The 22,493-nt window shown below is 68.5% G+C and carries 22 protein-coding genes and 1 other RNA gene; 9 read left to right on the top strand and 14 right to left on the bottom strand.

The annotated features are described in order from the left end of the window. Positions 1-290 precede the first annotated feature (290 nt). Both ACZ7OI_RS33155 and rnpB read right to left on the bottom strand, forming a co-directional pair. Positions 291-1,148, bottom strand: coding sequence for an SCO6745 family protein (locus ACZ7OI_RS33155; protein WP_470268003.1), 858 nt, complete (start codon positions 1,146-1,148; stop codon positions 291-293). Positions 1,149-1,170: 22 nt separating this feature from the next. Further along, positions 1,171-1,564, bottom strand: an RNA gene (rnpB, locus tag ACZ7OI_RS33150) — RNase P RNA component class A. A gap of 110 nt (positions 1,565-1,674) precedes the next feature. On the opposite strand from rnpB, the gene sfnG reads away from it, so the two are divergent. Further along, positions 1,675-2,805, top strand: coding sequence for a dimethylsulfone monooxygenase SfnG (gene sfnG, locus ACZ7OI_RS33145; RefSeq protein ID WP_470268002.1), 1,131 nt, complete (start codon positions 1,675-1,677; stop codon positions 2,803-2,805). Positions 2,806-2,882: 77 nt separating this feature from the next. Next, positions 2,883-4,061 (top strand): SLC13 family permease, encoded by a 1,179-nt coding sequence (locus ACZ7OI_RS33140; protein WP_470268064.1) that lies wholly within the window; start codon positions 2,883-2,885, stop codon positions 4,059-4,061. Here ACZ7OI_RS33140 and ACZ7OI_RS33135 read toward each other — a convergent pair. The 4 genes from ACZ7OI_RS33135 to ACZ7OI_RS33120 all read right to left on the bottom strand — a co-directional run bounded on the left by ACZ7OI_RS33135 (position 4,058) and on the right by ACZ7OI_RS33120 (position 8,698). Beyond that, entirely contained in the window at positions 4,058-5,803 is a 1,746-nt protein-coding gene (locus tag ACZ7OI_RS33135; RefSeq protein WP_470268001.1) for a hypothetical protein, read from the bottom strand. The genes ACZ7OI_RS33140 and ACZ7OI_RS33135 overlap by 4 nt on opposite strands. Before the next feature lie 182 nt (positions 5,804-5,985). Continuing rightward, positions 5,986-7,128: a bifunctional RNase H/acid phosphatase gene (locus ACZ7OI_RS33130; protein WP_470268000.1), complete on the bottom strand. Its 1,143-nt coding sequence runs from the start codon at positions 7,126-7,128 to the stop codon at positions 5,986-5,988. Continuing rightward, the gene (locus ACZ7OI_RS33125; protein WP_470267999.1) at positions 7,125-7,862 is read right to left on the bottom strand and encodes a zinc ribbon domain-containing protein; all 738 of its coding nucleotides are present in this window, start codon (positions 7,860-7,862) and stop codon (positions 7,125-7,127) included. The genes ACZ7OI_RS33130 and ACZ7OI_RS33125 overlap by 4 nt, the downstream gene beginning before the upstream one ends. 17 nt (positions 7,863-7,879) lie before the next feature. Continuing rightward, positions 7,880-8,698, bottom strand: coding sequence for a Nif3-like dinuclear metal center hexameric protein (locus ACZ7OI_RS33120; RefSeq protein ID WP_470267998.1), 819 nt, complete (start codon positions 8,696-8,698; stop codon positions 7,880-7,882). A 40-nt stretch (positions 8,699-8,738) separates the two neighbouring features. On the opposite strand from ACZ7OI_RS33120, the gene ACZ7OI_RS33115 reads away from it, so the two are divergent. From ACZ7OI_RS33115 to ACZ7OI_RS33105, 3 genes are all read left to right on the top strand, one after another. Next, positions 8,739-9,200 carry a low molecular weight protein-tyrosine-phosphatase gene (locus ACZ7OI_RS33115; RefSeq protein ID WP_470267997.1) on the top strand — a complete coding sequence of 154 codons (462 nt, stop codon included), beginning with the start codon at positions 8,739-8,741 and terminating at the stop codon, positions 9,198-9,200. A gap of 48 nt (positions 9,201-9,248) precedes the next feature. Beyond that, a complete protein-coding gene (locus ACZ7OI_RS33110) occupies positions 9,249-10,079 on the top strand; it encodes an SURF1 family cytochrome oxidase biogenesis protein (protein ID WP_470267996.1) in 831 nt (276 codons plus the stop codon). Between the two features lie 67 nt (positions 10,080-10,146). Continuing rightward, a complete protein-coding gene (locus ACZ7OI_RS33105) occupies positions 10,147-10,755 on the top strand; it encodes an FMN-binding negative transcriptional regulator (protein WP_470267995.1) in 609 nt (202 codons plus the stop codon). A 4-nt stretch (positions 10,756-10,759) separates the two neighbouring features. Here ACZ7OI_RS33105 and ACZ7OI_RS33100 read toward each other — a convergent pair whose 3' ends face one another. Together ACZ7OI_RS33100 and ACZ7OI_RS33095 are read right to left on the bottom strand one after the other, a co-directional pair. Beyond that, positions 10,760-11,659: a cobalamin biosynthesis protein CobD/CbiB gene (locus ACZ7OI_RS33100; protein ID WP_470267994.1), complete on the bottom strand. Its 900-nt coding sequence runs from the start codon at positions 11,657-11,659 to the stop codon at positions 10,760-10,762. Between the two features lie 25 nt (positions 11,660-11,684). Continuing rightward, positions 11,685-12,368 (bottom strand): FadR/GntR family transcriptional regulator, encoded by a 684-nt coding sequence (locus ACZ7OI_RS33095; RefSeq protein ID WP_470268063.1) that lies wholly within the window; start codon positions 12,366-12,368, stop codon positions 11,685-11,687. 126 nt (positions 12,369-12,494) lie between these two features. Between ACZ7OI_RS33095 and ACZ7OI_RS33090 the strand changes: the two genes are divergently transcribed. The 4 genes from ACZ7OI_RS33090 (at position 12,495) to ACZ7OI_RS33075 (ending at position 15,308) form a co-directional block, all read left to right on the top strand. Beyond that, positions 12,495-12,989 carry a gluconokinase gene (locus tag ACZ7OI_RS33090; RefSeq protein WP_470267993.1) on the top strand — a complete coding sequence of 165 codons (495 nt, stop codon included), beginning with the start codon at positions 12,495-12,497 and terminating at the stop codon, positions 12,987-12,989. Further along, on the top strand, positions 12,986-14,353 hold the full coding sequence (locus ACZ7OI_RS33085; protein ID WP_470267992.1) for a GntP family permease: 1,368 nt from the start codon (positions 12,986-12,988) through the stop codon (positions 14,351-14,353). Before ACZ7OI_RS33090 ends, ACZ7OI_RS33085 begins: the two co-directional genes overlap by 4 nt. 107 nt (positions 14,354-14,460) lie before the next feature. Beyond that, entirely contained in the window at positions 14,461-14,802 is a 342-nt protein-coding gene (locus ACZ7OI_RS33080) for an ArsR/SmtB family transcription factor (RefSeq protein WP_470267991.1), read from the top strand. Beyond that, positions 14,799-15,308, top strand: a complete 510-nt coding sequence (locus tag ACZ7OI_RS33075) for an SRPBCC domain-containing protein (protein ID WP_470267990.1) — start codon at positions 14,799-14,801, stop codon at positions 15,306-15,308. Before ACZ7OI_RS33080 ends, ACZ7OI_RS33075 begins: the two co-directional genes overlap by 4 nt. Positions 15,309-15,350: 42 nt before the next feature. Here ACZ7OI_RS33075 and ACZ7OI_RS33070 read toward each other — a convergent pair whose 3' ends face one another. Genes ACZ7OI_RS33070 through ACZ7OI_RS33045 form a run of 6 tightly spaced genes read right to left on the bottom strand, consistent with a single transcriptional unit; the run spans position 15,351 to position 22,094 of the window. Further along, entirely contained in the window at positions 15,351-16,331 is a 981-nt protein-coding gene (locus ACZ7OI_RS33070) for an N-acetylglucosamine kinase (RefSeq protein ID WP_470267989.1), read from the bottom strand. After that, positions 16,328-17,593 (bottom strand): 6-phospho-beta-glucosidase, encoded by a 1,266-nt coding sequence (locus ACZ7OI_RS33065; RefSeq protein ID WP_470267988.1) that lies wholly within the window; start codon positions 17,591-17,593, stop codon positions 16,328-16,330. Before ACZ7OI_RS33065 ends, ACZ7OI_RS33070 begins: the two co-directional genes overlap by 4 nt. Further along, positions 17,590-18,480: a carbohydrate ABC transporter permease gene (locus ACZ7OI_RS33060; RefSeq protein ID WP_470267987.1), complete on the bottom strand. Its 891-nt coding sequence runs from the start codon at positions 18,478-18,480 to the stop codon at positions 17,590-17,592. Before ACZ7OI_RS33060 ends, ACZ7OI_RS33065 begins: the two co-directional genes overlap by 4 nt. Beyond that, positions 18,477-19,466, bottom strand: a complete 990-nt coding sequence (locus tag ACZ7OI_RS33055; RefSeq protein ID WP_470267986.1) for a carbohydrate ABC transporter permease — start codon at positions 19,464-19,466, stop codon at positions 18,477-18,479. Before ACZ7OI_RS33055 ends, ACZ7OI_RS33060 begins: the two co-directional genes overlap by 4 nt. Then, positions 19,463-20,839 carry an extracellular solute-binding protein gene (locus tag ACZ7OI_RS33050; protein WP_470267985.1) on the bottom strand — a complete coding sequence of 459 codons (1,377 nt, stop codon included), beginning with the start codon at positions 20,837-20,839 and terminating at the stop codon, positions 19,463-19,465. The genes ACZ7OI_RS33055 and ACZ7OI_RS33050 overlap by 4 nt, the downstream gene beginning before the upstream one ends. A 25-nt stretch (positions 20,840-20,864) precedes the next feature. Then, complete coding sequence (locus ACZ7OI_RS33045) at positions 20,865-22,094, bottom strand: ROK family transcriptional regulator (RefSeq protein WP_470267984.1); 1,230 nt, start codon at positions 22,092-22,094, stop codon at positions 20,865-20,867. Between the last annotated feature and the right edge of the window lie 399 nt (positions 22,095-22,493).

Genomic DNA, 22,493 nt, shown 5'->3' with positions numbered 1-22,493 from the left:
GGGTGCTCCGGAATAACCCAAGCCACCCGGATTGCGCAGTGTTCCGGCGGCGCGGCTCCGCAAAACGTGCCGAGCTCACTCTCAGTGCGCCCCGGACCGGCGTGTCGGGCAGGCACCAGTGTGGCATGCCCCGATCGGCGTTCCGCCGCGAGTCCGGTGAGTGACAACCGGATTGGAAAACAATCCGGAATTGATCACTCTCTGATGCGATAACGGTCACCATCACGTCCGATGTGCGCATTTGTTCACTACAAAGCGTGATCCCGGGCAGTTCCAGACCGTCTCGCGGATCAGGCCCGGAACGCCGCGCTCGGGATCGCGCCGGCCTCGAACACCCGGCGGCTGAGCGGAGCGCACAGCTGCTCCAGCCGGGCCGTCTTCGCCTCGCCGAGGTGCCGCCACGGACCTTCCGCCGCCGCGTTCGTCGCCGACTCGACGCGCTCGCGCAGCTCCAGTCCGCGCTCGGTGAGCGCGCCGTCGGCATCGAGGATTCCGTCGGCAGTGAGCCTGGCTGTCGCCGCGTCCCACTCCTCGTCGCTCCAGCCGCGGGTGCGCTTGGCAGTGTCCGGCGGGGTGCCGTTCTTGGTCGCGCTGTGCGTGACCAGCGCGTCGAGGCCGGACAGGCCGTTCGTGGTCAACGCCGCGACGTGCCCGTCTCCGCGATGCTCGCGCAGCAGCATGATCGCGTGCCAGAGCGCGACCGGCGGCTGTTCAGGCCACGGCAGGTCCGCGTGGGCGGCGTAGAGCGGACGCCCTTCCGGACGGCAGCCCTCGGTGGCTTCCCGTGCGAGCGCCGCCGCTTCGGCGAACTCCGCGGACGCGAGCGTCTCGTCGTCGAAGAGCCGGCGGTAGATCTCGTCGACGGCGCCGAGCCGGGCTTCCAGGACGGTCTCCGGGGCGGCGAGCGTCCAGACGCGCGGGACGAAGTGGGCGACGAGGCTGGGGCTGAAGCTGTAGAAGGTGGCGGTGACTGTGCCCGGTCCGACCTGGCCCATCGCCGCGGCGCGGCTGGCGAAGTAGGTCATCGACCCTGGTTTGAGCCCCACGGCGGCGAGCCGCTCCTGGGTCTCGGGCGCGAAATAGACGGGGGCGTGCAGAGCGTCGAAGGTGGTCCGGAAGGCGACAGCGGCGGCGACGGCTTGACCCATGCGCCCGATCGTAGCGATCGGGCGGACGAGCTGGCATGTAAGCCGGATCCTGTTCCCGGGCCGCCTCGCGGCGGACCGGGCGACGGTCATCCATCTCGGCCTGCCGTCGCCGGCAGGCTCCAGCGGCCTACCCGCAGGCATCGGGCGGGCCGCCCTCGATCGCCTGCGCAGGAGCGTTGCTCCCTCTTGGCCTTGCTCCGGGTGGGGTTTACCGAGCCATCCCGGTCACCCGGGATGCTGGTGGTCTCTTACACCACCGTTTCACCCTTACCCCCGCGGTGAGGCGGGGGCGGTCTGTTTTCTGTGGCACTGTCCCGCGGGTCGCCCCGGGTTGCCGTTAGCAACCACCCTGCCCTGCGGAGTCCGGACTTTCCTCGGACCGGGAGAACCCGGGCCGCGACCGTCCTGCCAGCTCGTCCGCCGAAACAGCCTACCCGGGAGACGGTGCGGCCCCCGGCACCGGCTGGCACATTCCACCGCGTGGACGCGCTTGGCCCCGGAGCCCGGCCGCTGTTTCACTCCCGCCATGTCCGCACCCGAACCGCACGAACCCCTGAAATTCGCTTACTGGGTCCCGAATGTGAGCGGCGGCCTGGTCACCAGCGACATCGAACAGCGCACCGATTGGGGCTACGAGTACAACCGCGACCTGGCCGTGCTCGCCGAGAACAACGGTTTCTCCTACGCGCTCACCCAGGTCCGCTACACCGCCAGCTACGGTGCCGCCTACCAGCACGAATCCACCGGTTTCAGCCTGGCGCTGCTGCTCGCGACGCAACGGCTGAAGGTCATCGCGGCCGTCCATCCCGGACTGTGGCAGCCCGGCGTGCTCGCGAAGTTCATCGCCAGCGCGGACGTCATCTCCGGCGGCCGGGCCGCGGTGAACGTGGTCAGCGGCTGGTTCAAGGACGAGTTCACCGGACTCGGCGAACCGTGGCTGGAACACGACGAGCGCTACCGCCGCTCGGAGGAGTTCATCCGCGTGCTCAAGCAATTGTGGACCGACGACCACGCCGAGTTCGGCGGCGATTTCTACCGCATCCACGATTTCGACATCAAACCCAAACCGGTCGCCGGTCCGCGGCGTCCGCATCCGGAGGTCTTCCAGGGCGGCAACTCCACCGCGGCGCGCAAGCTGGCCGGTCGCGTTTCGGACTGGTATTTCAGCAACGGCAAGGATTTCGCCGGTTTCAGCGAGCAGGTCGACGAGGTGCGCGGGTACGCCGCCGCGAACGACCACGCGGTGCGGTTCGGCCTCAACGGTTTCGTCATCGCCCGCGAAACCGAAGCCGAGGCGCGCGAGGTCTTGCGGGAGATCGTGGCGAAGGCGAACGTGCCCGCCGTCGAAGGATTCCGCTCGGCGGTCGCGCAGGCCGGGAAGTCCACTTCGGACACCAAGGGCATGTGGGCGGATTCGGAGTTCGCGGACCTGGTGCAGTACAACGACGGATTCCGGACCGGGTTGATCGGGACTCCGGAACAGATCGCGGACCGGGCGATCGAGTACAAAAAGCGCGGTGCGAACCTCTTGCTGCTCGGGTTTTTGCATTACCTGGAGGACGTCGAGCACTTCGGCCGGGCGGTGCTGCCGGTGATCCGCGAGAAGGAGCGAGTGCTGGAGCGCGGCGCGGGAATTCCGGAACCGGCGGGGATCTGAGCTTTCGCGGCGGCTAGCGTTCGGGCGTGAACGGTGCCCTCTCCCTGCTGCTTCTGGCCGGAACGCTGTGGTTCGCCATGGCGCGTCCGCGCGGCCTCCCGGAAGCCGTCTTCGCGGTCCCCGCCGCCGGTGTCGTCCTCGCGCTCGGCCTGACTTCGCCGCACGAAGCGGGCGAGCGGGTCGTCCAGATGCTGCCGACGATGGGCTTTCTCGCAGCGATCCTGCTGGTCAGCCACCTCGCCGCGGCCGAAGGAGTCTTCACCTGGCTAGGCGCCGAACTCGCCGAGATCTGCCGCGGACGGCAGCCTCGGCTCCTGCTGCTCACCTTCGCCGCGGCCGCGATCGTCACCGCCGTGCTCAGCCTCGACGCCACCGTCGTCCTGCTGACCCCGGTCGTCCTGGCTACTGCGGCGGAACTGAAACTCACCGCGCGCCCGCACGTCTACGCGTGCGCGCACCTGGCCAACTCGGCGTCCACGCTCTTTCCCGTCTCCAACCTGACGAACCTGCTCGCCTTCAGCGCGTCCGGCCTCACCTTTGCCGGTTTCACCGCGCTGATGGCGTTGCCGTGGCTCGTCACGCTCGCTGTCGAACTCGCCGCGTTCGCCTGGTTCTTCCGCAAGGACCTCCGCGAACCGGCCAGCACCCGTCAGCCGGAACATCGCGAAGCGCCGGTCTTCACCCTCGTCGTGCTGGCGATCATGCTGGTCGGCTTCGCGACCGGACAACTGGTGCACGTCGAACCCGTCTGGATCGCCGCGCTGACCGCGCTCGTCCTGGCGTCGAAAGCGTTGGCGGAGCGCAAGATCCGGCCGTGGCAGGTGATCACCGAAGCGTCCCCGCTGCTGGTCCTCTTCGTGCTCGCCCTCGCGGTGGTGGTCGAAGCGGTCGACGAGCACGTCCTCGGCGGGCTGCTGCGCACGATCCTGCCGACGACGGCCGGGCTGCCCGAACTTCTGCTCGCCGCGGGTGTCGCGGCGGTGCTGGCGAACGTCGTCAACAACCTGCCCGCGACGCTGATCCTGCTGTCCGTCCTCGGCCCGCACCCGAACCAGGGCGTGCTGCTCGCCGTGCTGCTGGGCGTGAACATCGGCCCGAACGCGACGTACCTCGGTTCGCTCGCGACCCTGCTGTGGCGTCGTGTCGTCGTCCGGCACGGACAGCACCCGCCGGTGCAGGAATTCTTGAAGCTCGGCGCACTCACGACGCCACTGTCATTAGCAGCGGCGACGTGCGCGCTGTGGCTGGCGCTCTAACCCCGCGGCGCGATCGTGCTCCCCCGCGACAACGTCGGACCACAGTCATCAAGACCGTCCCCGAACCGCTGCGCCTCCACGTTCATCATGGTGACCTGCGCGTAGTGCTGAACCGCGGCGAGCTTCGCCGGGTCGGTGATCGCGTCCTTGCGGACGAAGTCGCCCTGGCGCTTGCCCTCGCCGGGGTACACCAGGATCGGGACGTAGTCGCGGTCGATGCGCGGGTCGATGCTGATCTCGTTGCCGTCCGCCCACGGGCCCCACGAGTGGATGAAGGTCGGCTTCACCGTGTCGAACACGTAGTTGCGCAGGCCGACGATGTCTTCCTTGTGCGTGAGGTCCGCGATCGGCGCGTTGACCAGGCCGGCCATGTCGACCAGCTCGAGGCGGCTGGTCATCGACGAGCCGCCGAGGTCCGGCAGCAGCAGCGACGCGTGCTGCAGGCCGAGCATGTCCGCGTAGGTGTTGAAGCCGCGGCCGAAGCGGTCGGCGATCAGGCACGCCGGCACGGTGGGGCTCTTGATGAACTCGTCGGACTGCTGCACGAAGCCGATCGCCGACGGCACCGCCGCGGCCACGAGCACGAGAGCCGCGACCGCCCGCCACTGCACCTTCGCCAGCGAACGCAGCAGTTCGGCGAAAGCCATGACTCCGCACAGCGTGCCGAGCACCCACACCGGCGTCGCGAAGCGGTACTGCGCCATCCAGTCCGGAACCATCACGCCGTACGCGATGACGCCGAGTGCGAGCGGCGTGACCAGCCCGATCAGCGGACGCCGCCACGGAGCCTTGACCAGCGCCCAGACGACCACGGCGAGCAGGACGAGCGTCAGCGCGATGCCCGCGTACTCCACCAGCTGGTGCGGCCGGATGATCGAGGCGAAGGTGGGCAAGCCCTGCTTCTTGGCGACCGACGGGTTGGCCAGCAGCCGGTGGAATTCCGTGTAGCGCCAGACGACGTAGCCGCCGAACAGCACGGCGAAGGCCGCGATGGACACCAGCGCGGAGCGGAGGCTGGGCCAGAAACCCTCGCGCTTCACGCCGAACAGCAGGACGATCGGGTACGCGCTGGCGTAGATCAGGCCTTCCGGCCGGGTCAGCGCGGCGGCCGCGACGAGCACGCCCGCGACGATCGCGACCTTGAACGACAGCGAGTTTTCCTTGCGCAGCGCGGTGAACAACAGCGCGGCGAGCGCGGTGGTGAAGAACGCGAACAGCGAGTTCTCGAGACCGGAGACCACCCAGATCACGAACGACGGGATCGCCGCCAGCCCGAGGCCAGTGGCCAGCGTGATCGCCCACGCGTGCCTGCGGAACACCTGCCGGGCCACCAGGTGGCACAGCACCAGGATGCCCGCGGCGAAGAACAGGCCGAGCAGCTTGGGGAACAGCACGTAGTCCGGGATGCCGAACAGCAGGCCCTTGTCGAACAGGCCGGCGACCTTGCCCAGCGCGAGCAGGATCATCCAGGTCGGGTCGGAGAAGCCCTCCACCGGCGGCGCGCCGGGGGCCAGCACCGGGCCGAGTCCTTCGGCGACGCTGCGCGAGTAGGAGAACGTGATGGCCGCGTCGTCGACGATCCAGTGGCCGTAGCGGGTGGCGTGCCAGGCGACCGCGGCCACGCCGGCCAGCACCGCCAGTGTCGACGCCAGCCAGCTGAGCTTGAACCGGGCCGGCGGGTCGGTCGTCTCCTCCCCCGGCAGGTCGGGCTCGGATACTGCGGTGAGTGCGCTAGCCGTCATGTCCTCGTCACTGTTTCCACTTGCGGATTCTGCCGAAGAAACGCACGAGCCTGCGCCCCCCTTGAAGTCCCGGCCGGGACCTGCGCCGCGGCGCCGCGGTCGACACCGCACTCTAGCCAATACCTCATCCGGGGCGTTTCACACGTTATCCCCGACCGTGATCCACATCACATCCGCACTGCTCAGGACAGATGCGAGATGTCGTTCACCAACCGGACCGAGGCGTTGCCGTCGGGATAGAACTCGACGATCGACAGCGACGCCAAGTCGAGGTGCAGCCGGAACAGCAGCGACGGCCCGGCGTCGAGCCCCATCCGCAGCAGGGTCTTGATCGGCGTCACGTGGCTGACCACGAGCACCGTGCGCCCGTCGTACTGCTCGACGAGGTCGCGGCGGGCCTTGCCGACCCGCTCGTGGACCGCGTCGAAGCTCTCGCCGCCGGGCGGCGGGCACGACGAATCGCTCAGCCAGCAGCGGTGCAGTTCCGGATCCCGCTGCGCGGCCTCGCCGAAGGTGAGGCCCTCCCATTCGCCGAAGTCGGTCTCGATCAGGCCGGGATGCGTTTCGACCCGGCCGCCGAGCGCGTCCGCGACCGCCTGCGCGGTCTGCTTGGTGCGGATCAGCGGCGACGAGATGATCGGAGCCGGTTCGCCGTCCTCGCCGATCAGCCCCGGCATCGCGGCAAGCCGTTTGGCCGCAGCGGCGGCTTGGCCCCGGCCGTGTTCGGTGAGCGGGACGTCGCCACGCCCGGAGTAGCGGCGGTCGACCGACATCTCGGTCTGGCCGTGGCGCAGCAGGAGCAGCTTGGTGGGCGTGCCGCGGGCTCCGGTCCAGCCTGCCGGGGACACCCGGTCCGGCTCGGAAACCTTGGCCCTCGGCCGCGTTTCGGCGAGCGGGGCGGGCGAGGTGGCACCGGAGCCGGCGCTGTCCATCGCGACGTTCGCGAGCCGGTCGGCGTGCGAGTTCTCCGCACGCGGGATCCAGGTGTAGTTGACCCGCTCGAAGCCCGTCGCGATCTCGCGCGCCTGCGCGGCCAGCGGCTGCAGCGCGGCGTGTTTGATCTTCCACCGCCCGGACATCTGCTCCACCACGAGCTTCGAATCCATCCGGACGTCCACAATGGACACTCCGAGTTCGGCGGCCGCGGCGAGCCCGGCGACGAGCCCGGAGTACTCCGCGACGTTGTTCGTGGCGATGCCGAGGTACTCGTGGCGTTCGGCGAGCACCTCGCCGGTGGCCGCGTCTTTCACGACCGCGCCGTAGCCCGCCGGACCCGGGTTGCCCCGGGATCCGCCGTCGGCCTCGACGATCGCCCGTTCGGTCACAGGCCCGACTCCAGCGTGCGGACCAGGATCGCGCCGCAGTTGTCGCACTGCACGACGCTGTCCTCGGCCGCGGACTTGATCTCGGAGATGGTGTTGCGGTCGAGTTCGAGCTGGCAGGCGCCGCACCGGCGGGCCCGCAGCAGCGCCGCGCCGATGCCCTTGTGGTCGTAGACGCGGGTGTACAGCTTGAGCAGCGGCTCCGGGAACCGCGGCAGCAGCTTCGCGCGGTCTTCCTTGCGCCGGGCCTCGGTGGTGTCGAGGTCCTTGAACGCCTCGTCGCGGCGGCCCACGGCGGCCTCGACCGCCTGCGTCGCCTTGTCGACCTCGGCGCTGGTGCGCTGCGCGTCCAGGCCCAGTGCCTCGCGCTGCTCCATCAGCTCCAGCAGGTCGTCCTCGAGCGCGCCCTTGCGGCGGCCGAGCGTCTGCAGTTCGTGCTCGATGTCGGTCATCTGCTTGGCGCCGACCGACCCGGATTCCAGCAGCTTGCGGTCGCGGTCCTCGCGCGCCCGCACCGATTCGACCTCTTTCTCCTGCCGGGCGATCTCCCGGTCGAGGTCCGACGTCGCGGTCTCGACCGACACCAGCGCGTCGCGCTTGTCCCGGACGGTCTTCTCCCCGGCCTCGATCTCGGCGAGCTCGGGCAAGGTGCGGCGGCGGTGCGCGACGCGCGAAAGCTCCGCGTCCACCTTCGCGAGTTCGAGCAGCTGACGCTGGACGGCGGGGTCGGCCTTCACTGTGCTCCCTGATTTAGTTACTGGGCGGTAGCGCGGATGGTCCACGGGTCGGTGCACCGCGTGGAGACGTGAGCTTCGACGGTACCCGCAAAGGCCGCGCCGACAAGGGCCGAGGCCTGTCCGCACCACGGCCACTCGCTGGCCCAGTGCGTCAAGCCGACCAGCGCGGGCACGGTTCCGGCGGATGCGAGGTGTTCACCGGCCGGATGGTGGCGCAGATCCGCGGTCACGTACGCGTCGACGCCCTCGGCCGTCGCCTTCGCGAGATAGGAGTCGCCCGCGCCGCCGGACACCGCGACGGTGCGGATCGGCCGATCCGGGTCTCCTGCGCCAAGAACGCCCGGCACGGTGGCTGGCAAAGCATTGGCGACCCGCTGGACGAACTGCGCGAACGGCTCGGCGGCGGGCAGGTGCCCGATCCGGCCGATCCCAGTAGCCCCGCCCGGTTCGTGCGGGTCGAGCGGCCGGTCGACCTCGAGCCCGATGGCCTCGGCGAGCGCGTCGGATACGCCGGGGTCGGCCGAGTCGGCATTGGTGTGCGCGCAGTAGAGCGCGATGCCGCCGCGGATCATGCGGTGCACGAGAGAGCCCTTGGCGGTGTCCGCGGGGACGCCGTGCACACCGCGCAGCAGCAGCGGATGGTGCGCGACGATCAGCTGCGCGCCGATCTCCTCGGCCTCGGCGAGCGTCTCCTCGACCGGGTCGACGCAGAACAGCACACGGCGGACGTCCTCGGCCGGGTCTCCGCAGACGAGCCCGACCGCGTCCCAGCTTTCCGCCAGGCGGGGCGGGTAACTGCGTTCGAGGACAGCGATGATCTCGGCTAATGCAGGCACCTGGGGATCCTCGCACGATCGCTCTGGGAGACTGCGAACCATGCCCACGCTGGTCTTTGTCTGCTCCGGGAACATCTGCCGCTCGCCCATGGCAGAGCTCGTCTTCCGCAAGAAGCTCGCCGACGCGGGCCTCTCTGACGCCGTACGCGTGTCCAGCGCGGGCACCGGCCCGTGGCACGTCGGCGAATCAGCTGACCGGCGGGCGCGCGCCACGTTGAAGGCGCACGGCTACCCCACCGAGCACATCGCGGCCGAGGTCAGCGACGAAGACCTCGAAGCCGACCTGCTGCTCGCCGCCGACGAGAGTCACCTGGGGTTCCTGCAGTCGCGCGTCGAAGACCCTTCGCGGGTGCGGCTGCTGCGCTCCTTCGACCCGTCCGCTCCGGAAGGCGCCGAGGTTCCTGACCCGTATTACGGCGGCGACGACGGCTTCGAGGACGTGCTCGGGATGATCGAGCGAAGCGTGCCGGGACTGCTGGACTGGGTCCGCGAACAGGCGTGACGTCCGGTCCGGGTGCGCGCACGGAACGCGACGGCCTACCGTAGAGGGGTGCGGTTGCGGTTTCTGCTCCGGCCGGGATGGCTGGCGTTGACAGTGGTGGTGTTCACCTTCGCCATCTGCTGTTACACGTTGCTGGCCCCGTGGCAGTTCCGCCGCGACGGCGAACAGGTCACTCAGAACAACGCGTTGACCACGTCGTTCACCGCGAAGCCCGCTCCCGCGGCACAGCTGCTGCCGCCCGGGACGAAGCCGGACAAGAACACCGAGTGGCACCTCGTGTCGATCACCGGCACGTACCTGCCTTCGGCGGAAGTCGTCGCGCGGCTGCGCACTGTGCAGGGCCAAGGCGCGTTCGAGGTCCTCACCCCGCTTCGCGCCACCGACGGCACTGTGTACCTGATTGACCGCGGCTACGTCGGGCTCAGCAGCGACTCCGGCGTCCTCCCGTACGCGGCCGCGCCGGGCGGACAGGTGACGGTCGTCGCGCGCGTGCGAAGCGACGAGACGGACCCGAAGAACCGCGAAGCGTTCGCCGACGCCTCGACGAACGGGAAGCTGCAGAGCTACACCGTCGACTCGCGCGTGGTGGCGAAGTCGTCTGGCCTCACCATCCGGCCCGGGTACTTCCAGCTCGACCAGAACCAGCCCGGGGTGCTCAGCCCGCTTCCGCTGCCCCAGCTCGAATCAGGCCCGTTTTTCTCGTACGCGCTGCAGTGGCTCGCCTTTGGCACGATGGCGTTGCTGGGCTGGCTGTACTTCACCGTCCGCGAGCTGCGTCCGGGCGGCGCGCTGACGACCGAGCGCCCGAAGAGCGGCCGGCGCAAGTCCGTCGCGGAGATGCTCGCCGAAGACGAGGACGAGTACACCCCGACCGCCTGAGTGGCCTGGTCGTTCTACGGAAAAATGGCCCTTTGTCCGGGCCACTCGCGGCGTTGATACTGGCGGCATGCTGATCCACCCCTGGGACACCGCGGACGAGAACGAATGGCGGGACTGGCTCGCCGGACACGATTTCGGCGAACTGGTCGCCGGCGGCCGCGGCCGTGATCTCCCGGTGGTGGTGCCGACGCACTTCGTCTTCGACGGCGACGCGACCGTCCGGCTGCACCTCGCCCGGCCGAACCCGGTGTGGCCGCTGCTGGAGGAACACCCGCGCGCGCTGCTCACGGTGACCGGGGATTACACGTACATCCGCTCGGACTGGAACACTTCCGACGATCCCGCACTGGGCGTGCCCACTTCGTACTACGCGAGCGTGCAGCTGGCCTGCGACGTCCGGCTCATCGACGATCCGGAGGAGAAAGCCGCGCTGCTGAACCACCAGCTGGCGCATTTCGAGCCGGACGGCAAGCGCACCCCGGTGTCCGCTGTGGACGCTCCGGATCGGCGGCTGCTGCCCGGAATTCGCGGCATCGAGCTGACGGTCACGGACGTGCGGGCGAAGTTCAAGTACGGCGGGAACAAGAAGTCCGAGGACCGGCAGCGGATCGGTGCTCAACTGTCCGAACGGGACGGTTTCAACGACGCTGCGGCGGTGGCACACCTGAAACCCTGACGGCTCAAGGGTTTCGGCGACGCACTCCAGTCAGCACTGCCACGACCACCGACGTCCCAGCGGCCAGCCAACCGACCACTCGGGACAGTTCCACCGCGCGCGTCACGTGCCCAGCGTCCGGATTCCGGCCTACCCCGAGCACCGGCAACTCCACCACGCCCTGCGGATACTCAGTCCGCCCACCGACCCGAATCTCCAACGCCCCAGCGAAAGCCGCCTCGACCCGGCCGGCATTCGGGCTCGGATGCGCGATCGTGTCCCGCCGCCAAGCCCGCCACGCACCACCCGCGGAACCGCCGACAACCGGCGCACCAAGGACAGTCAACGCGGCCGCCACTCGGGTCGGCAGAAGGTGGACGAGTTCATCGAGCCGATCGATAGCCCAGTGTCCGGGAAGCAGACGCCGCAGCAACCCGATCGTCCGCGCCGCGAGCAGCCCGGGCACGCCCGCGACCGCACCCCACAGCAGCGGCGTCACGACCACTTCGGACGTGTTCTCCGCCAGAGTTTCCACGGACGCACGGGAAAGCCCGATCGCGCCCAGCCCGTCGGTGACGCGCGGGTCCAGTTCGGACAGTGTGTCGCGCGCCGGTTCGAGACGGCTCTCTTCGAGATCGCGAGCCAGTTCCGTCCCCTGCGCGGCCAGCCCGGCCGCGCCGACGACAGCCCAAGTCGCGACCGCCGTAGCCGTCGCCTGCAGCACCGGACTGCGTCGGCCGCTGCGCTCGACCAGTACTCCGGCGGCGACTGCGGCTCCAGCGATTCCCAAACCGGCCGCGCGCCGAGAACCGGCGGCCGCGACCACCTGGCGGAAGGCGATGACGGGCGGCCGTCGCCGCGGATCGCCGAGTGCTCCGTCGGCGGCCAAACCGAGAATCAAGCCGATCGCGCGCGCCGCGCTCACCTGTAGCCCCCCGAACGTGGACGATTCAGTCGCCGAGATTACTCGACACCGCGGCGGCGATTTCGTCGCGTGCCTGCTCCACGATGTCGCGCATCGCGCGTTCGGCGCGCACCGGGTCGGCCAGGTCGATCGCCTCCGCCACCTCGATGTGCAACGCGACCGCCTCGGGCTGCGGTTCGTCCGGCATCAGACCGTGCTCGGTACGGCCGGCGAGCACTTCGGCGACCACTGAGGACAGCTGCGCGAACATCGGATTCCGCGAGGCGGACAGCAGCAGATCGTGGAATGCGACGTCGTGGCCGAGGAAGGTGTCGAGATCGCGGGCGCGCGCCGTTCGCTGAAGATGCACCGCCAGCGCGCGGAGCCGCCCGCGCTCCTCCGGGGTCGCCCGGATCGCGGCGAACCGGGCGGCGCACGGCTCGACGGCCGAGCGGAGTTCGGTCAGCGTGCGCAGCGCGGTCGCCCGGTCGGCGCCGTCGAGCTGCCAGCGGATCAGCCTCGGGTCATAGTGGTTCCACTCGGCCGGCTCGCGGACGGTGACCCCGACGCGGCGGCGGCTGCTGGTCAACCCCATCGTCTCGAGGACCCGGACCACCTCGCGGGCCACCGTCCGCGAAGCCCCGTACCGCTCCTGCAGCTCCTCCGAGCGCAACACCGCACCCGGCGGCAGCTCGCCGCTCGCGATGGCCGCGCCGAGCTCGTCGAGCATCTCCTCGTGCCGATCATTCCCCACCGGCTTAACTTAACCCTCTGACTCGATTAAGTACTACTTCTTCTTGATTAAGTAGTACTTTTGAGTTTGACTCTCCAGAGCACAAAGACGTGGGAGGTGCGGATGACGGTCATCGTGGTGATGGGCGTATCGGGCTCGGGCAAGACGACGGTCGGCAAGGCGGTCGCGGAGGAGCTCGGGGTCGAATACGCCGAGGCGGACACCTTCCACCCGCAGGCCAACATCGAGAAAATGACCGCGGGCCACCCGCTCACCGACGAAGACCGGGAGCCGTGGCTGGCCGCGATCGCGCTGTGGATCGCCGAGCACCAGGACAGCGGCGGCGTGGTCAGCTCGTCCGCACTGAAGCGGCGTTACCGCGACGTGCTGCGCGGCGGCTGGGACGTGTGGTTCCTGCACCTGAACGGCACGCGCGACGTGCTCGCCGAGCGGATGAAGACCCGCACCGGCCACTTCATGCCGGTCTCGCTGCTCGATTCCCAGCTCGCCGACCTCGAACCGCTCGAGCCGGACGAGCCGGGCGAAACCTTTGACATCAGCCGTCCTCCCGCCGACCTCGTCAAGTCGGCTCTCACCGCGTTCCGGGAGCTCGCATGACGACCCTCGCCGCCGGCTGGACCGGCCACGACACCCGCCTGATCCTCGCCACGGTGCTCGCCATCGCCGTGATCGTGGTGCTGATCAGCAAGGTGAAACTGCATCCGCTGCTCGCGCTCACGCTGGGCTCCGGCGTGCTCGGCCTGGTCGCCGGGATGCCGGTGGACAAACTGCTGAAGAGCTTCACCAACGGCGTCGGCAGCACCGTCGCGTCTGTCGGCGTGCTGATCGCGTTCGGGGCGATGCTGGGCAAGCTGCTCGCCGATTCCGGCGGCGCGGACCGGATCGTGGACACCGTGCTCGGCCGGGTCCGCGGCGGCGGGCTGCCGTGGGCGATGGCGCTGGTGGCCGCGCTGATCGGGCTGCCGATGTTCTTCGAGATCGGTCTCGTGATGCTGATCCCGGTGGTGCTGCTGGTCGCCAAGCGCAGCGGGAAACCGGTGCTGCTGCTGGGAATCCCGGCGCTGGCCGGGCTGTCGGTGCTGCACGGCCTGATCCCGCCGCACCCCGGCCCGCTGGCCGCCGCCGGTTCGCTGAACGCCAACGTCGGCCTCACCTTGGGCCTGGGCCTGCTGGTCGGGATTCCGACGGTGATCATCGCCGGTCCGCTCTTCGGCCGCCTCGCCGCGAAGATGGTGCCCAACGCCGAACCGCCCGCACGGCTGGTCCCGGAATCCGAAGGCACCGACGAAAAACACCGCCCGAGCTTCTTCGCGACTCTGTGCACGGTGCTGCTGCCGGTCGTCCTGATGCTGGCCAAAGCGCTCACGGACATCTTGGCGGACAAGGGAAACCCGGTCCGGCGAGTCTTCGACTTCATCGGCGACCCGCTCGTCGCGCTGCTGCTGGCGGTCCTCGTCGGCATGGTCGTGCTGGGCCGCCCGGCGCGGCTGAACCGGGAACGGCTGTCGTCGATCGTCAGTGATTCCCTCGGCCCGATCGCCGGGATCATGCTGATCGTGGCCGCGGGCGGCGGGTTCAAGCAGACCCTCGTGGACGCCGGCGTCGGCGACGTGATCACCAGCCTCTCCAAGGGCGCGCACCTGTCCCCGCTGCTGCTCGGCTGGCTGGTCGCGGTGGCGATCCGCCTGGCGACGGGTTCGGCGACGGTCGCGACGGTCTCCGCCGCGGGCATCGTGGCCCCGCTGGCCGCGACACTGGACCCGACGCACAACGCGCTGCTGGTGCTGGCCATCGGCGCCGGGTCGCTCTTCTTCTCGCACCTGAACGACGCCGGGTTCTGGCTGGTCAAGGAGTACTTCGGGATGTCGGTCGGGCAGACGCTGAAGAGCTGGTCGGTGATGGAAACGGTGATCTCGGTGGTGGCGATCGCACTGATCCTGCCGTTGGGCGCACTGCTTTAGCGCCCCTTTAGCGCCCTGCCTCCGGCCGCTGGGCTTCCCCCTCGAGTGGAGCCCAGCGGCCGTTCTCGTGGTTGACATGTGACCTTTTGGTCACCTATTCTCGGTGCGTGCCCGACGAGGACCTGGTTTTCAAGGCTCTGGCGGATCCGACCCGCCGGTTCCTGCTCGACCTGCTCTACGCGCGTGACGGCCGCACGCTCACCGAGCTGGAGTCCGAAGTGGACATGTCCCGGTTCGGGGTGATGAAACACCTCAAGCTGCTGGAGGAGGCCGAGCTGGTCACCTCGCGCAAGGAGGGGCGGGAGAAGCGGCATTTCCTGAACCCGATCCCGATCCGGCAGATCCACGACCGCTGGATCGACAAGTACACCGCACACCACACCTCGGCCCTGCTGGACCTCAAGGCCCAGCTGGAAGCCGAAGAAACTTATAAGGAGCCCGGAAAATGAGCGACACCACGACCGTTCAGGTCAACCGCGTCTACATCAAGGCCACCCCGCAGGCGGTGTGGGACGCCATCACCAAGCCGGAGTGGACGCAGAAGTACGGCTACACCGGGCTGGCCGAATACGACCTCAAACGCGGCGGCAAGCACCGGACCAAGCCGACTCAGGAGTTCATCGACTCAGGGTTCACCAGCGATCTCCTCGACGGCGAAGTGCTCGAGGTCGATCCGCCGCGCAAGCTGGTCGTCACGTGGAAACTGCAGATGGACCCGAGTCTCCTCGCCGAGCCGTACACCACAGTCACCTACGACATCGAGCAAACGCAGACCGCCGGCACCCGGCTGACCGTCACCCACGACGTCACCGGCGCGCCGAACCACGCGGCGCTCGTTTCCGGCCAGCACGAGGACGTCAACGCCGGTCCGGGCGAGAACGCGGGCGGCGGCTGGGCATGGATCCTGTCCGACCTGAAGTCGGTCCTGGAGACCGGCAAGGGAATCGCGGCCTGACGCGAGGCGGGGTGGCTGCTCGTTTGGGCAGCCACCCCGCAATCACGCGCGTTGCGTCGCGGCCTTCAACGCGGCTTTCGCGGAGTCTGAGGCCCCGATTTTGTCCAAACCGAACAGTGCGGCTCCGACCACCGGATTCACCTCCACCACGCGCACTTGCGCACGCGGTGCCACCTTCAGGCAGCGCCGTTCGATGTCCGCGATCACCGGCTCGCCGACGCCGGTCAGCACGCCGCCGCCGAGGATGACCTCGGGAGCGGACTCCGTGAGGTCCAGGCGGCGCATGATCGCCGCCACCAGCAGGCTCACTTCCTCGGCGAACCGGGTCACCACGTCCTGCGCGACCTCGTCACCGGACGCGGCCACCTCGAACAACAGCGGGCAAAGACCGTGGATCGAGGCGGCGTCGATCTCCTTGAAATGCAGGCCCTGCACCACATCCAGCAGTGCCGTGGCACCGTAGTACTCCGCCACCGCTGATTCCAATGCCGTCCGCGGACCGCGACCGTCTTCCGCGCGGACGGCCCACCACAGGGCTTCCTCGCCGAGCCGGTAGCCACCGCCCCAGTCGCCGGACAGCTTGCCCAGCGCGGGAAATCGGTACGAACGACCGTCCGGGGCGAAGCCAGCGCCGTTGATCCCCGCGCCGCACACCACCGCTACCCCGGTGCCGTCGGAACTTCCGGCCCTCAGCAGCGCGAGCACGTCGTTTCCGACGTCCAAAGTGGAACTCCACCCGCGCGCGGACAAAGCCTTGTGCAGCGCCTCTTCTTCCAGGGGAAAGTCGAGTCCCGCCAGGTACGCCGAGGTGTGCACGGCGAACGGCGGTTCAGCGGGCAAGCCACCGGCGCGGAGGGCTTCCTGGACGAATTCCTCAAGTGCGGCAACGCATCCGTCGACGCCGACACGTTGGGGAGAAACGCCAGGGCCGCGGGAGGTGCCGAGCACGACACCGTCCCGCGAAACCACCAGCACCTCGGTCTTGCTGTTCCCCCCGTCGATCGCGACGACGGTGTCGCTCATGCCCGCGCCCAGGGCAGGAAATCCCGGTTGCGTGCGACGAGTTCGTCCGCGAGCTGATCCGCCTTGGTGTACTGGCCGACCAGCGGGTGCGCGAGCAGCGCGTCCGCGACCCGGTCCCGGCCGCCCTTGATCGCGGCGTCCAAGGCCAGGTACTCGTACGCCGTGACACCGGCGATCAGTCCGGCGAACCGCGGGTCGACCGGAGTCTGCGGGATCGGGGTCGCTCCCGCGGAATCCACAGTGGACGAAACCTCGATCACCGCGTCGTCCGGCAGGAAATCGAACGTGCCGTTGTTGCGGACGTTCACCACGTGTTCCTCGGCGCCGCCGCCGGAGGTGAGCGCGTGCACGAGCTGTACCGCCGCCTCCGAGTAGTACGCGCCGCCGCGCTTCTCCAGCGACTCCGGCTTCGTGACCTGCTCCGGGTCGAGGTAGATCTTCAGCAGTTCTTCCTCGACGTCGCTGACCACCTCGGCGCGCGGACGCTCGGTCTGCTGCTTCGCGACCTGCGCGTCGTGCGAGTAGTAGTACTTGAGGTAGTACGACGGCACGGCCTGCATCCGCTGCATCCACTCGACCGGCACGCTGACCTCTTCGCCGAGGTATTCCGCGTGCTGGGCAAGGAGTTCCGGCAGCCGGTCGACGCCGTCGACCAGGACGCCGCGTTCCCAGCTCAGGTGATTCAGTCCAGTGTGGATCAGCTTGACGTCGCCGGTCGAAGCGCCGAGCAGCTTCGCGAATTTGCGCTGCAGGTTGATCGCGACATTGCACAGGCCGACCGCCCGGTGGCCCTCCTGCAGCAGCGCGCGGGTGACGATGCCGACCGGGTTGGTGAAGTTGACGATCCAGGTGTCGTCACCGGCGACCTTGCGCACGCGCTCGGCGATGTCGAGCACCACCGGCACCGTGCGCAGCGCCTTCGCCAGGCCGCCCGCACCGGTCGTTTCCTGGCCGACACAACCGCACAGGTGCGGGAACGTCTCGTCCGACGCCCGTGCCTTCTGTCCGCCGACGCGCAGCTGAATGAGGACCGCCGACGCACCGTCGACGCCCTCCTCCAGATTCGCGGTGGTGCGCACGCGGGCCGAGTGTCCCGCGTGGTTCAGCAGCCGCTGGCTGAAATCGCCGACCGCCTCGACCCGGTAGGCGTCCGGGTCGATCAGCACGATCTCGTCGACGTCGAGCGAGGCTCGCCGCCCGGCGATGCCGTCGATCAGCTCCGGCGTGTAGGTGGACCCACCGCCGACCACTGCCAGTTTCATCCCTTGACTCCCGTGAACGTGATGCCCTTGACGAACGACTTCTGCGCGAACACGAACAGCACGATCACCGGCAGCATGATCAGTGCGGTGGCGGCCATCGTGAGGTTCCATTCGACGTGGTGCATGCCTCGGAAGGACGCGATCGCCAGTGAAAGCGGCCAGTTGTCTTTGTTCTCGCCCGTGTAGAGCAGCGGGCCGAAATAGTCGTTCCAGGTGAACAGGAAGCAGAACATCGCGGTGGCCGCGATCCCCGGCTTCGCCATCGGGATCAGCACCCGCGTGAGCACCCGGAACTCGTTGCAGCCGTCGATCTTCGCCGCTTCGAGGTAGTCCTTCGGAATGGTGAGGAAGAACTGGCGCAGCAGGAAGATCGAGAAGGCATCGAAGAAGAAGTACGGCACGATGAGCGGCACCAGCGTGCCGGTGAACCCGAGCCGCACCCACAGGTCGTACAACGGAACGACGGTGACCTGCGGCGGCAGCATCATCGCGACGACGACGAGCATGAAGCACAGGTTTTGCCCGCGCCACCGCAGTTTCGCCAGCCCGTACGCCGCCGGGATCGCCGAGAGCAGCGCCCCGATCGTCGCCAGCGCCGAGTACAGGAAGCTGTTGCCGAAGTACTCCAGCAACGGGGCCTTCCGGAACACCTCTACGAAGTTCTCGAAATGCCATTCGGTCGGCCACAGGCTCGACGTCATCGCCTGGTCGCTCTTCATCACCGAGGTGAGGAAGACGAACAGCAACGGCAGCATGAAGATCATGCCGAGCGCGATGCCGACCGCGTGGGTGGCCACAAAGGACAGTTTTTTGTCCCAGCGCCGCTTGAACTTCTCCCGCGGATGCACCGGAGGAGCCGGACGCGGCGGTGCCGAAAGCGTCGTCATGCTCCGTCCTCCTGATGTTGCGTCTTACGCATCTGCCGAACCAAAAGCCAAGTGAAGCCAGCCGAGACCAGGAACAGCAGCACGGCCATCGCCGCCGCGTAACCCATGTTGAAGTACCGGAAACCCTGTACGTACAACCAGATCGGGTACGTCAGCGTCGAGTTCTCCGGCGCACCGATCAGTTTCGAGTTCCCGGCGACGTCTGCCGTGCCCGCGGAAGCGGACGCCGCGACGATCGCTTGAGTGAAGAACTGCAGCGCGTAGATCATCGAGTTGACCACGCCGAACAACAGCACCGGCGAGATCGACGGCAGCGTCACGTGCCAGAACCGGCGCACCGGGCCGGCCCCGTCGAGTTCCGCGGCCTCGTACTGCTCCTGCGGAACGTCCAGCAACGCCGCCAGGATGATGATCATCAGCTCGCCCGAGCCCCACAGCGCGAGCAGGGTCAGCGCGGGCTTCGACATTTCCGGGCTGTTGAACCACAATCCGCCGTCGATGCCCACCAGCCGCAGGAAGCGGTTCACCGGACCGAATTCCGGGTTGAACACGAAGACGAACGCGAGCGTCGCGGCCGCCGGCGGGGCGAGCGCGGGCAGATAGCAGAGCGTGCGGACGAGGCCGACGCCCGACTTCAGCCGCGAGATCACCGACGCCACGCCGAGCGAGAACAGCACCCGGCAGACGGTCAGGATGATCACCAGCCACAACGTGTTGTACGCGGCGGTTTTCACCAGCGGTTCGCTGGTGAACATGCGCACGTAGTTGTCGAACCCGATCCACTGTGGAGGGTTGATCAGGTCGTAGCGGGTGAACGAGTAGAACAGGGTCGCGCCGAGCGGGTAGGCGAAGAAGATGAGGAACCCGAGCGTCGCCGGTGCCATGAACCAGAACACCGTGCGCCGGCGCTTGGCCCGGGGAGACCCCCTCCGCGCCTGGTTCGGCGCGGAGGAGGTTCCGGATTCCGCCGCGGTCAGCGTGGTCATCCGCCGGCGCCCTTCTGCGCCAGTTCGTCGTTGATCTGCGCGTCGACCTTCTTGAGGCCCGCGTCCAGATCAGGAACCGACCCGGCCTGCCACTTCTCGGCGAAGTCGTTGACCGCCTTGAGGAACGCGTCGCCGATCGGCGTGGTCGGGTTGGCGACCAGCTTGCCGCTGTTGTAGATGTCGGTGAAGGTCTTGAACTGCGGCGGCATCTTCAGATTCGGCGAGTTCAGCGAATCCTTGGTGCTGGGCACGTTGTTCAGGCCGTTGGCCATCTCGACGAGGGTGTCGGTGTCGAGCGAGGCCTGCTTGATCAGCTCCCACGCCGCACCGGGGTTCTTCGCGCCCTTCGGGATCGCGATGATCGTGCCGGTGCCGAAACCGCCGCCGTACTGGCTGGCCAGGCTGTCGAGCACGGGCGCCGGTGCGGTGCCGTAGTCGAGCGAGGGCACCTGGTCCTTGATGAACGCGGTACGGAACTCGCCGTCGTAGATCATCGACAGCTTGCCGGCCTGGAAGCCGTTGTCCTTCGAGTATTCGTCACCGAGGCCGGCCTTGAACTTCTCGACCTTCTCGTGCCCGCCGTAGAAGTCGATGAGCTTCTTCTGGAATTCGAACATCTCCTTCCAGCCGGGGCTGGAAGCGAGCGACGATTTGCCGTCCGGGCCCATGAACTTGGCCCCGAAGTTCGGTGCCCAGTACTGCGCCTGGTTGGCGTAGAACGGCATCGACGGCAGGAAGCCCGCGGTCTTGATCGAACCGTCCGGGTTGAACTCGGTGAGCTTCTTGACGTCCTCGAACAGTTCCGTCGTGTTCTTCGGCGGACCGGCGATGCCCTTGGCCGCGAACTGCGTCTTGTTGTAGAAGAACCCGTACACGTCGGCGAGCATCGGCATCGCGCACCGCTTGCCCTGGTACGACGTGTAATCGCGGACCGCCTGCGGGATCTGCTCGAGGTCGACCTTGTCGCGCTCGATGTAGGGCTTCAGGTCCTGGAAGCTGCCGGTCGAGCACCACGCGCCGAGGTTGTCGGTGTAGAACGAGATCGCCACGTCCGGCGGGTTGCCGCCGCGGATCGACTGGGTGAGCTTGTCGTCGTCCTGGTTCCCCTCGTGCTTGATGGTGATGTTGGGGAACTTCGCCTTGAGCTTGTCCAGCGCCTTCGTGACCACGCCGTACTCGCGGTCGGTGAACTTGCTGTAGACGGTGATGGTGAGCTTGTCGTCCTTGTTCGGCGGCGCCGCGGCGTCGCCGCCTCCTGCGGGCGCGGCGGCACCGCACGCGGCGGTGGCCAGCAGCGTGCTCGCCGCGACGGCGCTGAGCAGCAGAGATCCGCGCTTGCGCGCGATTCTCCGGATGCGGGTGGGAGCGGACATGAACCCTCCTGTCCTTCGGGTGGGTCTACTCGGTCGGGGACGGGGCTTGCTCTCCCGCGGACCGACGCGGCCCGAGGAGCGTGGGGGTGACGACGCCGAAGACGTCTTCACGGGCGGTTGCGAGCGCGGATTGCAGCGCACCGGCTCGCACCGCGTTGCCCTGCACCGAAGCGACGCCGACCGGCGTGCGCGGCAGGACCAGTTCGTGCAGTTTTTCCGCGACGATCCCGGCGAACTCGTCGCCGCCGGCGCGGCTGGTCTCGCCGCACAGCAGGATGAGCTGCGGGTCGGCGACCGCGACGAGGCTGGCGACTCCGCTGGCGACGCGGCGCGCGAGATCGTCCAGAAACCCTTGGTGTGCCGTGTGGCGTGCCTGAGCGACGGCGTCCCATCCGCTGTCCGCGGAGATGCCGTGCGCCTTGGCGAGCCGGATGATCGCGGACGAATCGACGAGATTTCCGTACCGCGCACCGGCGGACGGCCAGCTGTCGCCAGTGTCCACAGTGGCCGGATCGGGAACGCGCATCCAGTCGATCTCGCCGCCGCCACCGGTCGCGCCGCGCAGCAGCCGCCGTCCGATGACGACCGCGCCGCCGACGCCCTCGGACAGCCAGACCAGCACGAAGTCGTCGACGTCCTGCGCGTTACCGACGGTCATTTCCTCAACCGCGACAAGGTTTACGTCGTTCTCGATCTTGACCGTGACGCCGAGTTCGTCGCTCAGCCGCGCCGGCACGTCGAACCCGAGCCAGCCCGGGATGTGCGGGGCAGAGGACAGCAATCCGGTGCGCGGATCGAACGCGCCCTGCGCGCCGATGACCACATTGGCCAGATCGTCGAGCTGCATGCCCGCGGCCTTGGTGACCCGGCGCAGCGCCTGCCCGAACGAACCGACGACGTCCGCGCCCTCGGCCACCGGAAGCTGCACGCGGTACTCGGCGAGCACGGCCCCGGCGACGTCGGCGACCACGAAGTCCGCGACCTGTGGGGTGAGATCGACGGCGGCGACGTGCGCGAGACCGCCGTTGACCGCCCACAGCTGAGCGCGCGGCCCGCGTCCGCCACCGGCGCGTTCTCCGGCTTTGCCGACGAGATTGTCCTGCTCAAGCCGGGTGAGCAACTGCGCGGTGGCCGGTTTGGACAGCCCGATGGCGGCCTCCAGCTCGGCCCGCGTGAGCGGCCCGTTCCGCAGCAACGCCTCGATCGCCGCGCGGTCGTTCATCTCGCGCAACGTTCGCGGACTGCCGGCTCGCACCTGGCTGCTCCTTTATTAGGAAACTTTACAGACGGTTTTCCGGGACTGTAGTGAGCGCGGACACACGCCGTCAATGGGCTGGGGAAACGGCGGGGTAACGGCTTGATACCGCGGGATGTCCGCGACCGGCACAGGGTGACCGGGCGAGCGCGGACCGTGCAGGGCGGCAGACCAGCGGTCGGGGTGGTCCGGGAATTCCGGGATCACGATGGGAGGCGCGGCGGAAGCCAGTTACGCGCTGAAAACCGCGCGGCCCGGGAGGCACCCTTGAGCTGCCAGGAAACCAACGCGGCGCCGGGCGGGTTTGCGGCACACCTGCCCAAGCCGAACGCACCCGCCCAAGCCAGAACGCGGCTTCACGGTCCGTGAGGGGAACCCTCACGGAATCTGATTCCCTCA

This window comes from Amycolatopsis sp. NPDC114503 (assembly GCF_055633655.1).
Note: the sequence above shows the minus strand (reverse complement) of the source record. Positions and strands in the feature narration are given on the sequence as shown.

Bases quoted from the DNA above. Each gene is read 5' to 3' on its own strand.
- ACZ7OI_RS33155 (WP_470268003.1), bottom strand. From the start codon at position 1,148: ATGGGTCAAGCCGTCGCCGCCGCTGTCGCCTTCCGGACCACCTTCGAC.
- sfnG (WP_470268002.1), top strand. From the start codon at position 1,675: ATGTCCGCACCCGAACCGCACGAACCCCTGAAATTCGCTTACTGGGTC.
- ACZ7OI_RS33140 (WP_470268064.1), top strand. From the start codon at position 2,883: ATGGCGCGTCCGCGCGGCCTCCCGGAAGCCGTCTTCGCGGTCCCCGCC.
- ACZ7OI_RS33135 (WP_470268001.1), bottom strand. From the start codon at position 5,803: ATGACGGCTAGCGCACTCACCGCAGTATCCGAGCCCGACCTGCCGGGG.
- ACZ7OI_RS33115 (WP_470267997.1), top strand. From the start codon at position 8,739: ATGCCCACGCTGGTCTTTGTCTGCTCCGGGAACATCTGCCGCTCGCCC.
- ACZ7OI_RS33105 (WP_470267995.1), top strand. From the start codon at position 10,147: ATGCTGATCCACCCCTGGGACACCGCGGACGAGAACGAATGGCGGGAC.
- ACZ7OI_RS33095 (WP_470268063.1), bottom strand. From the start codon at position 12,368: ATGCTCGACGAGCTCGGCGCGGCCATCGCGAGCGGCGAGCTGCCGCCG.
- ACZ7OI_RS33090 (WP_470267993.1), top strand. From the start codon at position 12,495: ATGACGGTCATCGTGGTGATGGGCGTATCGGGCTCGGGCAAGACGACG.
- ACZ7OI_RS33085 (WP_470267992.1), top strand. From the start codon at position 12,986: ATGACGACCCTCGCCGCCGGCTGGACCGGCCACGACACCCGCCTGATC.
- ACZ7OI_RS33075 (WP_470267990.1), top strand. From the start codon at position 14,799: ATGAGCGACACCACGACCGTTCAGGTCAACCGCGTCTACATCAAGGCC.
- ACZ7OI_RS33070 (WP_470267989.1), bottom strand. From the start codon at position 16,331: ATGAGCGACACCGTCGTCGCGATCGACGGGGGGAACAGCAAGACCGAG.
- ACZ7OI_RS33065 (WP_470267988.1), bottom strand. From the start codon at position 17,593: ATGAAACTGGCAGTGGTCGGCGGTGGGTCCACCTACACGCCGGAGCTG.
- ACZ7OI_RS33060 (WP_470267987.1), bottom strand. From the start codon at position 18,480: ATGACGACGCTTTCGGCACCGCCGCGTCCGGCTCCTCCGGTGCATCCG.
- ACZ7OI_RS33055 (WP_470267986.1), bottom strand. From the start codon at position 19,466: ATGACCACGCTGACCGCGGCGGAATCCGGAACCTCCTCCGCGCCGAAC.
- ACZ7OI_RS33050 (WP_470267985.1), bottom strand. From the start codon at position 20,839: ATGTCCGCTCCCACCCGCATCCGGAGAATCGCGCGCAAGCGCGGATCT.